Source organism: Shewanella sp. (assembly GCF_051658185.1).
Lineage (GTDB): Bacteria > Pseudomonadota > Gammaproteobacteria > Enterobacterales > Shewanellaceae > Shewanella.
In genome coordinates, this window is sequence record NZ_JBOFMC010000317.1 from 1 (window position 1) to 9,740 (window position 9,740).

At 50.6% G+C, this 9,740-nt stretch carries 8 protein-coding genes and 1 pseudogene; 7 read left to right on the forward strand and 2 right to left on the reverse strand.

The window, feature by feature from the left end; all coding sequences use genetic code 11:
* Positions 1-524: pseudogene (locus tag ACRCZA_RS12045) on the forward strand (hypothetical protein); the annotation flags it as partial.
* 207 nt (positions 525-731) lie between these two features.
* On the opposite strand, the gene ACRCZA_RS12050 reads toward ACRCZA_RS12045, so the two are convergent.
* Together ACRCZA_RS12050 and ACRCZA_RS12055 are read right to left on the reverse strand one after the other, a co-directional pair.
* Positions 732-1,652, reverse strand: coding sequence for a manganese-dependent inorganic pyrophosphatase (locus ACRCZA_RS12050; RefSeq protein ID WP_438674673.1), 921 nt, complete (start codon positions 1,650-1,652; stop codon positions 732-734).
* Between the two features lie 154 nt (positions 1,653-1,806).
* On the reverse strand, positions 1,807-2,268 hold the full coding sequence (locus ACRCZA_RS12055) for a YhcH/YjgK/YiaL family protein (RefSeq protein WP_438674679.1): 462 nt from the start codon (positions 2,266-2,268) through the stop codon (positions 1,807-1,809).
* Between the two features lie 272 nt (positions 2,269-2,540).
* On the opposite strand from ACRCZA_RS12055, the gene ACRCZA_RS12060 reads away from it, so the two are divergent.
* The 6 genes from ACRCZA_RS12060 to ACRCZA_RS12085 all read left to right on the forward strand — a co-directional run bounded on the left by ACRCZA_RS12060 (position 2,541) and on the right by ACRCZA_RS12085 (position 9,514).
* The gene (locus ACRCZA_RS12060; protein WP_438674674.1) at positions 2,541-3,596 is read left to right on the forward strand and encodes an alpha/beta hydrolase; all 1,056 of its coding nucleotides are present in this window, start codon (positions 2,541-2,543) and stop codon (positions 3,594-3,596) included.
* Positions 3,597-3,726: 130 nt separating this feature from the next.
* Positions 3,727-4,302, forward strand: a complete 576-nt coding sequence (locus ACRCZA_RS12065; protein WP_438674675.1) for an LON peptidase substrate-binding domain-containing protein — start codon at positions 3,727-3,729, stop codon at positions 4,300-4,302.
* 52 nt (positions 4,303-4,354) lie between these two features.
* Positions 4,355-5,281, forward strand: a complete 927-nt coding sequence (locus ACRCZA_RS12070; protein WP_438674676.1) for a pseudouridine synthase — start codon at positions 4,355-4,357, stop codon at positions 5,279-5,281.
* A gap of 434 nt (positions 5,282-5,715) precedes the next feature.
* The gene (locus ACRCZA_RS12075) at positions 5,716-7,101 is read left to right on the forward strand and encodes a hypothetical protein (protein WP_438674677.1); all 1,386 of its coding nucleotides are present in this window, start codon (positions 5,716-5,718) and stop codon (positions 7,099-7,101) included.
* A gap of 2 nt (positions 7,102-7,103) precedes the next feature.
* Complete coding sequence (locus ACRCZA_RS12080; RefSeq protein ID WP_438674678.1) at positions 7,104-8,432, forward strand: glycosyltransferase family 2 protein; 1,329 nt, start codon at positions 7,104-7,106, stop codon at positions 8,430-8,432.
* On the forward strand, positions 8,432-9,514 hold the full coding sequence (locus ACRCZA_RS12085) for an HlyD family secretion protein (protein ID WP_438674680.1): 1,083 nt from the start codon (positions 8,432-8,434) through the stop codon (positions 9,512-9,514). The genes ACRCZA_RS12080 and ACRCZA_RS12085 overlap by 1 nt, the downstream gene beginning before the upstream one ends.
* The last annotated feature ends 226 nt before the right edge of the window (positions 9,515-9,740 follow it).

Here is a 9,740-nt window from a genome sequence, read left to right on the forward strand (position 1 = left end):
CCGGTCACAACGGGATCCTGACGGCTGACCATGCTAAGGCGTTGTCCGAGGTGATGGGGATGATTGACTTATATCGTAATGAGTTGCCTAAACATGCGGTCGAGAGCTCTGGGGTTGACTCGTCTTCCTTCGAGGGTCAGGCGGCTGACAGCTCGGTGACAGACGGTGCAGGGGCAGGCAGCGGGGTGACAGACAGTGCGGCGGATCGCGCCGCTGCGGATAGCTCGATTGTCGATGGCGCGGTTGCTGATGGCTCAGTAGTTGAAAGCTCAGTAGCGGAAAGCTCAGTAACAGAAAGCGGAGTCGCAAAAAGTGCGGCAGCCGAGGGCGCGGTAATCAATCCGGGGGCTCAAATAGACGGCGCGCCAAGCGAGTCTCCACAGGCCGCCGCGGTGCTTGATGCCGCAGGTGCGAGTCAACCACCTAAACCCTTAGCATTAGGCGCTTCAGTGCCAGACACGCCCGCGCCAGCTACGCCAGTATCACCATCCGAAACATCTGAAGCGCAGGCCCCTAAACGTTAACCCGATTAAGATCTTGCCAGATTAAGAACCTGCCAGATTAAGATCAGGCCAGATTAACACCTTGTCTGAGTGTGACAAAAAAAAGGCCGAACACAGGGTTCGGCCTTTTTTGTTCGCCCTTTGGGGCGTCATCGGTCATGTATGAGTCGCTGCATTCGCACGCGTCAGCGCGAGTGCAAACGTGAATACAAGAACTCACGCAATCGTTTAGGCAAATGCCGCCTGCAGCTGTGGAACCACTTGTTTTTTACGGCTTAACACGCCATCTAGCCACACCTTGCCCGCCACGGGTGTTTTGCCGTAGGCGCGTTGGATAAGCTCGGCGTCATCAGAGATAACTAATAACTCTGAGCCTTCTTTCATGATGTCGGTCAGCAGCAGTAGCACGCTATGGCGGTTGCCCTCTGCTTTTAGCGCCTTGATATCGGCTTCTAACTCGGCCTTGATCGCGTCAAATACTGACAGGTCGATGACTTCTAACTGGCCGATACCGATTAAGTTGCCGTTCATATTGAAGTCTTTAAAATCGCGCATCACTAAGTCACGCGCTGGCGTGCCTTCAACAGCGGATTTTACCTTGAACATTTCCATGCCCAGTGCTTTAAAGTCTTCGATGCCTGCGATTTCGGCTAAGGCTTCAACGCAGCGAATATCGGCGGTGGTGCAGGTGGGTGACTTGAAAATCACAGTATCGCTTAGGATGGCGCACAGCATGATGCCAGCGATATTTTTGGGGATGGCGACTTGGTAAAAGTCGTACATCATCTTGATCACTGTGTTACTGCAGCCGACGGGACGGATCCAGCACTCTAATGGGGTATCGGTGGTCAGGTCGCCCAATTTGTGGTGATCGACGATCCCGACAATGGTGGCCTTGGCAATATCGTCCGGGGCTTGAGTGAGTTCAGAATGGTCAACAATATAAACCTGCTCGCCGGCATAACTGGTCTTGTATTCTGGCGCATCAAAGCCAAAACGCTCAAGAATGAAGGCCGTTTCTGGTGAAAGTTCACCTAAACGTGCGGCAACGGCGGCTTCACCAATTTGGTTTTTTAAATAGGCCAGCGCGATCGCGCCGCAGATAGAATCAGAATCAGGGATCTTGTGACCGACAACGTATATAGGCATTTCAGGGACTCTCCGTTAAATTTCGGGCGATTTTAACAATATTTGCGCGGCTTTAGAAATAGCCCAAGCGTATCTCCTTCGCGCTTGGGTGCCGCGATTGCGCTAACTCGCGCTAAATCCAGCTAAAAGTTAGCGCGCCTGTGTGAGGCCAAGCTTAAATTTTGACTTTTATCACCACTTTTCGCACCGGCGTTGCTACCGCACCTGTGCCCGGCATGTGGATGTCACCGGGGAAAAACAGCGCAAACATGCCCGCTTTGAGTTTGACATAGGAGGCATCTGCCTTGTTGGACTCGTAATCAAAATTGGCAAAATCATGTGGTTCAAAGTAGGGCTTCGACGGAATTTGCTCGGCCAAAGGCAAGTAGCCAAATTCTTCTTCGCCGCTGTACACATACTGCACATCAATATATTTTTGATGCACTTCAAAAGGTTCGGTGGATTTTTCTTTCGTGTGGTAATCGTTCACTATGGCAAATAGATTATCGCCATCGAGGGGATATTTGCCCACGGCTAACTGGCTAAAGTCGGTATTGGCAAGGTGCTCTAGCGCGGCGGCGATGCGAGGGCTGAGGGATTGGTAAATATGGCGGTTCGCTAAGGTATCGACGATCATCTGTGGCTCGGTATCGGGATATAAAAGAGTAAGAATGGCCAAGATTATCAGCAGAACGCGAGTATTTAAACAGTCGATTGCGCGATAGGATGAGGCAGCCTTGCCTTTAGCGGTGCATTTGCCCCCCCCCAATGGCGAGTGTCGCTATTTGAGGGGTGCCAAAGACAGCGCTTTGGCCAGTGAGTGGGTATTGGTAGGTTAACTGACGATTGCCCGGTTAACTGATAATTGGTTATTTGCCCGTTGGTGATTAGGAGCACAGGAGTACAGATTTGGCTGCATTACGTTTTCTGGCAGGGCCCACGGCCTATGCCACCTTGGCTCGCCAAGGTCTTCACCCTGAGTGCTTTACCCAGTTACTCGCCGCCTCCGGCGGGCCGAAATGGCTAGGGATAGCAGGGCTGGATAAATATCTCTTTGGGGAGTTTTTTAAGGCAAGGCAAAGCCCGCTGTTTACCTTTGGCGCTTCTTCGGGAGCTTGGCGTCTCGCCTGTCTCGCTCAGCATTCACCGTTATCTGCCTATCGTCGTTTGGAGGATGAGTATATTGGTCAGCGCTACGAGACGAGGCCAACGCCTAGGGAGGTCAGTGAGCAGGTGCAAGGGGTGGTTGCGGGAATTTTAGGTGCCAATGGCGGGCGTGAAATGGTGCATAACCCCTATATTCACACCCATATCGTGGCCTGCCGTGCTCGGCATCTTAATCGTTATCAGCGTAAATTGCCGCTTGTCGCGGGATTGGCGCTCACGGCGGCGACCAATCTCATCGGGCGACAAAGTTTGGCATGGCATTTTGACCGAGTGGTTTTTAGTCAGGGCATCCCGACATCCCCTTTTTTACAACGACATGATTTACCGAGCGAGCAGGCGACATTAACCTCGGCCAATGTGGCGCAGGTGCTGCTTGCTACCGGTTCCATTCCACTGTTGCTGGCGCCGGTCTCTCAGATTGCCGGAGTGGCAAAGGGGCAATATTACGATGGCGGCATTACAGATTATCACTTTGACTTACCCTTATCCCACGCCCCAGGATTAACCTTGTATCCGCATTTTTCTTCGCGCATTAGCCCAGGTTGGTTCGATAAAACTCTGCCTTGGCGCCAAGGCCGCACCCGTTACCATAATGCGTTAGTGTTAGCCCCCTCGGCTGAATTTGTCGCAGCGTTACCCGGAGGGAAATTGCCCGATCGTACCGATTTTGAACAATTAGACACGGCCCAACGTATAAAGTCTTGGCGCGCCGCCCTCGCCTTAAGTGAGCGTTTGGCGGAGGAGTTTGCCGAGGTGTGCGCTCAAGGTAATGTCATGGCGCACTTAGAGCGGTTTTAGTCTGCCGATGGGCTGATGGGCGGGCGCCAAGGGGCGGGGAGAGGGGATTTCCCCTGCTACACTTTAGGCTTAGGTGGGCGGCGAGCTTTCGCGGTACTTAGCCCATTAGCGCACTGGGTGGGAGGTGGCTATGCAAACTCGGGAAATGGCATTGCTCATGCGCGATGCCCTATTACTGCCCCAAGGACGGCTTGAAGTGCGGATTGTCGAACCTTGCTATCTGCAGATGGTTGCCGATGTGCTCAAGGGCAACTGCGCCTTGGCTTTTGCTACCGTGAAGCCTAAGGGCTATCCGCCTTGTTACCCCACCGCCACACAGTGTGAGATCATCGATTTTAATCAACTCGCCGACGACTCGCTCAGCATTGTGCTCGAAGGGCAGCAGCGCGTGCGTATTCTCTGGGCCGAGCAACTGAAAAACAGCCTGTGGATGGCGCGCACGCTGCCTTGCCCTAACTGGCAGCATGAGCCTATCGAAGGGGAGTTTGCGTTAATTAGCGCTGCCCTTCAGCAATTTTATGAGGTCAATCCTGAGCTGCTGCAACTTTATAGCCAAGTGCATCTTGAGGACGCCGCCTGGGTTAGCCAGCGCTGGCTGGAGGTATTGCCTATGTATAACAAAGACAAATGGCTGCTGGTGGATCAGCCTGATTGCCATAAAACCTTAGATTTCGTGCTGCAATTAATTAAGGCGCATGTGGACTAAAAAACCGCATACCCGCTACAATAACGGCTGTTTATGGCCGCTATGCTTGAATATGACTGACTCCGCCCGCGCAGCACAACCTTCCTATGTGGTTCTTCCCCGCGAGATCACCGATAAACCCACAGTATTGGCGTTTTTATCGAGCCATTTTGCCCGGATTGGTGAGTCCGTGTGGCGGCAACGTATTGTCGATGGCAAAGTGCATTGGCAGGATGGCACGCTGATCGGCTTAGCTAGCCCCTATCGGCCTACGGCGCGGGTTTATTATTACCGCGAGGTCATCGAGGAGGCAAAAGTGCCCTTTGCGGAGCGGATCCTCTTTCAAGATGCCAATATCATTTTGGCCTACAAGCCGCATTTTTTACCTGTGACCCCAAGTGGAAATTATGTCAACGAATGCTTAGTGCATCGGCTCAGACGCAGTACCGGGATCGATACCATCTCCCCTGCTCATCGGTTAGATCGGGAAACCGCCGGTGTGATCCTGATGACAGTGCAGCCTGCAACGCGGCACCGATACCATCAACTGTTTGTCGAGGGAAATATCCGCAAGGATTATCAGGCGCTAGCTAAACTCACTCCCGCGCTTATCGCCCAGCATCAACGCGGCCAGCTGGATTTGCCCATACATTGGACGGTTAAAAACCGGATGCAACCGAGCGAGCCAAGTTTTATTATGCAGGTGGTCCCGGGGGAGGCGAATACTCACTCACAGATCAGTCTTGTGGCGATTAAAGGGGATATCGGCTTATTTCATTTAAGCCCAATCACCGGTAAAACCCATCAACTGCGAGTGCATATGCAAAGCCTTGGCATGCCATTATTGAATGACCGTTTTTATCCCACGCTTTTACCTAAAGGCCCTGATAATTTTCAGCAGCCATTAAAACTCATCGCTCAGCGATTAGCATTTATCGATCCGCTGACTCATGTCCATCATCAAATTGAATGCGATGGTGTTGAGTTGAATGGCGGTTAGCGATATATGATTGGGGTTTGAGTCACTTAATATTGTGGTGCCGATGGAATGGCCTTGGTTGTGCGATGTTAATGGTGCTGGCGCAAATGGTTAATTAAATGTCAATCATGTGTTTTATCTATCTAATGCGTTAACAATTCCCAGAGATTTTTATTGCTAACTGAACTTATCCGTCACGTTTAGCATATTGTTTACGCGATATTGTTGTTATTTGGCGTGTTGTTTCTAATTTGTGTGTTATTGAATGTAAATGTTGCATCATTTCTTTGTCATGATCGTTTTTACGCTATATCATTTGCGCCGAATTTTATATCTGTGTGTTATTTAATTCTTTGTGGTTACCTTGTTGGTTTTTAGTGTTAATAGTATGGTTATTTTGTTGCGGCTGTTTATTCGCGGATGACTGACGATTTATCGATTGTGTAGGATGTGATATGCAAGAAAAATATCAAAATCGTCTTAAGCTTGCTTTTCCGCAGGACGATTTTATTTGGATTGGTGAGGCAGAGCCATTGCCTTGGCATCCGTGGTTTGGGCAATTTGATACGGTCGCGGCTGTGCTGCAGCAAGAACGCCGCCCCGATATGATCGTGGTTTCCTTACCAGCGGCAGAGCAAGATCACTGCTTAATCGCATTACGCCAGCATGGGGCAACGGCCTTGTGTCAAATTTTGGTGTGTAATGACAGCCCCTTATCTCCCTATTTAGGCAATGGCCATTGGGACGATACTTATGCGGAAAAATATCAAGCTTACACTCTAAGACGTCAACAAGTTAAGTTAGATTGTGAAGATATTAGCCATAAATTACTCTGTTATTTATGGTGTCATCAAGAGGCTTTGTTGGCGCCACGCTTGATTCCAGAACAAAAGTATCTTTACGATTATCCATTATTAACTGCATGGGGGATGAGCGCTGACGATAGTTTCTCATGGCTAAATGAATTGCAGAAAAATAATTGGATCACTAAGGCTAGTTTATCGAATCGTTTGCGGTTTTGTCCGAGTTGTCATTCGGGGCATTTAAATTATGTTGATATTTGTCCTCAGTGCCAGAGTATTGATATTGAGCATCAAAGTAGCTTGCATTGTTTTAATTGTGGCCATGTGGGTGCGCAGCAATCATTCCGGAAATTTAATTCGTTAAGTTGTCCTAATTGTTTACAACCTTTACGCCATATTGGCGTCGATTATGATCGACCCATAGAGAATCAGCACTGTAATGATTGTCACAGCTTATTTGTGGAGGCCCTCGTTGAGGCTGAATGTCTACATTGCAAGCTCAGCAGTGCGATAAATGAGCTGCATGTGCGCAATGTTTATCGCTTTAAACTGGCGCCTCACGGCCGCGCCTTTGTACGTCAAGGGCATACTCCGTCGTTATTTAATGTCACTCCCGGGGAGCAAATGACCCGAGGGCAATTTTATTGGTTGCTCGACTGGCAAAATAAACTCGCGAAGCGGCATGGGCAGACCCACTGTATTTTATCGGTGCAAATGCTCAATGTTGCTGAGTTTTTAAGTGCCGAAGGGGAGGCGCGGGGATTTGCCCAGTTGGATGCTTTGCAGGAGCGCCTGCGCAGCGTTATCCGAGTGACGGATGCTTGTAGCAATGACACTCAAGATGGGCTGCTGATGCTGTTGCCCATGACGGATATGAGTCAATTAAAGAGCATTTACAATAAGTTGTTTAATTTAAAAGAGCTGCAGTCGGCGGCTAAAATTGAACTGAGTGTTAAGGCTGTGACTTTGCCAGCAGAGATCGGTGAAAACGTGGCCGATTGGCTGACAGATCAGCTCATAAAAGCTAAGCCTATGTAATAATGAGTGAAATTAATACAGTTACTTACATGCTGCTGGATATCTGGCATCAGCTCGCCCAGCACCTCAGTTTTGTAGTATGGCTCGCCCCGTTAATGCTGCTCTATGAGATGCCACTCATGTTGCTGGTCATCACCGGAATATTGCGGTTTTTTTACCGTCATTTTATGCGGGTTCCTAAGCAGTCGCTGTATCGTCCGAAGGTCTCTTGTATCATTACCTGTTACGCCGAAGGCGAGGCGGTTAAGGCGACGATTGACTCTTTTATCGAGCAGATTTACGACGGTGAAATCGAGATCATCGCCGTGGTTGATGGTGCGGTGCAAAATGCGCTGACTTACCAAGTGGCGATGGCCGCCGCCAAAGCTTGCAACACGCCTAAGCGGCGGGTCATTGTCTTGCCGAAATGGCAACGTGGCGGTCGGGTCTCGACTCTCAATGCGGGCTTATCCATTGCAAGCGGCGAGATAGTGATCAACGCGGATGCGGATACTTCCTTTGATAATGACATGGTGGCACAGATGGTGCCGCATTTTGAAGACCCGAATGTGCCTGCTGTTGGTGGTGCGCTGCGGGTGCGCAATACCGGTGACACGCTCTTGACGCGCATGCAAGCCATTGAATATCTGATTTCGATGCAGGGGGGCAAGACAGGACTTGGGCAATGGAATTTGCTCAATAACATTTCCGGAGCCTTTGGGGCTTTTAGGCGGACTTTTTTGTTACAAATCGGGGGGTGGGATACCCACACCGCCGAGGATCTCGACTTAACGCTGAGGATCAAACAGTATTTTAGCCGCCATCCAGAGTGGCGCATTCCTTTTGCTACTTTAGCGATTGGCCACACCGATGCACCTGCGGATCTTAAAACGTTAGTTCTACAAAGATTACGCTGGGACGGTGATCTTTTGTTTTTATATTTTCGCAAACATTGGCCCGCCTTTACCCCAAGGCTGCTTGGGGGCGGCACGTTTATTTTCACTCTGCTATACGGCTTTTTACAGAATGTGTTAATGCCTTTTGTGATTGTCTTTTATGGCGTGGGGATTATGGTGAATTTCCCGTGGCAATTTATCCTATCGATAGCATTCACCGTTTATGGCTTTTATTTTGTGTTTTTAGTGTTCTTTTACCTGATGGTGTTATTGGCCATCTCGGAACGCCCTTCTGCGGATCTCAAGCTCGCTCTCTGGCTACCTTGTTATCCTTTTTATGCCTTATTTATGCGCTTAGTGTGTTTATTCGCGCTCATTAATGAAATCGTCCGCCGTTCCCATGAAGAAAGTTCGATGGCGCCATGGTGGGTATTAAAGCGTGGGAGAAAATTTTGATGAAAGTGAGTTATCGGGCCAGCGATAAATCTCAAAAACCGACTCAGGATCGCGGGATTGATGTGCAATATGCCGGAGCCAAGAGGGGCGGTTACCGGGGGCGTTGGTACCTGTTATTGCTGCTCGTTATCGCGCCTGTTGTGATCGTGGGTTGGATTTTGCTGCGCCCTTATGTGTTCATTCTCGGCAGTGGCATCGTCACGACCGAGCCGCTTGAAGTGCGCTCGCCTGGCGTCGGTACGATAGGGACTATCATGGTCAAGCGTGGCGATAAATTGGCGGCGGGTGCGCCGATCCTCGCCATTAGTGACGTGCGTTTGAATGCGCAAATTGCCGAACTTGAGCGGCAATTACAGGAGCTTGAGCCTCAAGATGGTGGGCTGAACGCCGCCATTTTGGGCCAGTTACAACAGCGAGTTGCCGTGGCGCAGGAAGGGGTTGCGCGCCAGCAGCGGTTGTTAGACACCTATGAGAATTTTCAGCGCCAAGGGGTGGTGCCATCCTCCGATATGGCCATGGTATTACAGGCGCAGACCGCCGCCCACATGGCGCTAGAGCAGGCGAAGGTGGATTTGTCCGAGGCCCAGTATCAACAGCTGCTCGAGCGCAATTCTGGGGGGATAACACAAACGCGCCGCAATATTCAATTGCAGTTAGCTAGCCTTAAGGCGCAGCAAACGCAGTTGCAGATCCAGGCGCCGACTCGGACCCGCGTCGTCGATATTTTAGTGCAGGCCGGGGAGCATACCGTGGAAGACCGGCCGTTGGTGCTATTAGCTGGCCGTGAGTTTCCGGTGGTCGTAGCCTATCTTGAACCTAAATATTTGGCGTACACCGGGATAGGGCAAAAGGCGACTATCACCTTAGCGAACGGTGAACGTTTTCGGGCCAGCATTGCCGAACCGACAGAATTAGTCGGCCGTTTACCTAAGCAGCTGTCAGGTCCGTTTGATGGCGAAAAGCCCGTACTTAAAATTACACTCAAGCCGGAAGTGCCTCTGCCGGTGGCGATTGAGGGCGTGCCGGTAGAGGTCAGTTTTGACTATGCCTGGCGGCAACTTGTGGGCCTTAAGGCTGATTAGCTCGCCTGCCACGGCTTAAGGCGGTTCGTGCTGTTGCCATGGTGATAAGCCGCTCTGCCTCGCAGCATTTGTCCATGCCTGCCCAAAGGGCTGATTATTCGGATCGCGGTGGGTGTGGGTCTGTGGCTGTGTGGCCTGATATATCCCGGTTTTTGTCGGGTAATACCGCAGATTCAGGCTTAGATTCTATCTCTGAATCCGCTAGCGCCGCCTCAAATCGGGTTTG

Bases quoted from the DNA above. Each gene is read 5' to 3' on its own strand.
- ACRCZA_RS12050 (WP_438674673.1), bottom strand. From the start codon at position 1,652: ATGCCTATATACGTTGTCGGTCACAAGATCCCTGATTCTGATTCTATC.
- ACRCZA_RS12055 (WP_438674679.1), bottom strand. From the start codon at position 2,268: ATGATCGTCGATACCTTAGCGAACCGCCATATTTACCAATCCCTCAGC.
- ACRCZA_RS12065 (WP_438674675.1), top strand. From the start codon at position 3,727: ATGCAAACTCGGGAAATGGCATTGCTCATGCGCGATGCCCTATTACTG.
- ACRCZA_RS12070 (WP_438674676.1), top strand. From the start codon at position 4,355: ATGACTGACTCCGCCCGCGCAGCACAACCTTCCTATGTGGTTCTTCCC.
- ACRCZA_RS12075 (WP_438674677.1), top strand. From the start codon at position 5,716: ATGCAAGAAAAATATCAAAATCGTCTTAAGCTTGCTTTTCCGCAGGAC.
- ACRCZA_RS12080 (WP_438674678.1), top strand. From the start codon at position 7,104: ATGAGTGAAATTAATACAGTTACTTACATGCTGCTGGATATCTGGCAT.
- ACRCZA_RS12085 (WP_438674680.1), top strand. From the start codon at position 8,432: ATGAAAGTGAGTTATCGGGCCAGCGATAAATCTCAAAAACCGACTCAG.